The 535-nt window shown below is 63.7% G+C and carries 1 protein-coding gene; it reads right to left on the bottom strand.

Translation table 11 applies throughout. From position 1 onward, the window contains the following. Window positions 1-22: 22 nt before the first annotated feature. Window positions 23-535: PDDEXK nuclease domain-containing protein (locus DMP11_RS10165; protein WP_123186351.1), on the bottom strand; the 513-nt coding region annotated here is incomplete at its 5' end.

The following is a 535-nucleotide window of genomic DNA, read 5'->3' as shown; positions in this document are numbered from 1 at the left end:
CGTTCATACCGTCTCCCGCACCCTACTCGAGGAACAACGCGCTTGTGGGCTCGAGGGCACGCGCTAGCTCCTCCTCGGTGGGGAGGCACAGCGTGTAGCGCGACGCGAACAGGCCTTTGTCATCGGCGAGGGCCGAGTAGCGTGCCACGGTTGCGTCCTTCGTCGCGCAGAGGATGATGCCGATAGTGGGGTTGTCGTCCGGTTGCGTGCAGCGGTCGTCGTACAGGCGCACGTAGAAGTCCATCTGACCGACATCCTGCGGCGTGATCTTGCCCGTCTTGAGGTCTATGAGGACGTAGCATTTCAGGATGCAGTGGTAGAACACGAGGTCGACGTAGTAGCTCTCCGTCTCCGCGGCGATGCGCTGCTGGCGCGCGACGAATGCGAAGCCCCTGCCGAGCTCTAGGAGGAACTCCTGCAGCCGGTCCATGAGCGCCTGCTCCAAATCGTCCTCGCGGTAGTCGGTGCGGCCGCCCATGTCGAGGAAATCGAGCACGTAGGGGTCCTTGAGCAGGCCGTCAGCCTTGGTGGGCGG

Origin of the sequence: Parvibacter caecicola (assembly GCF_003725335.1) — a bacterium.
Taxonomy (GTDB): domain Bacteria; phylum Actinomycetota; class Coriobacteriia; order Coriobacteriales; family Eggerthellaceae; genus Parvibacter; species Parvibacter caecicola.
This window is presented reverse-complemented; position numbering and strand designations above follow the sequence as displayed.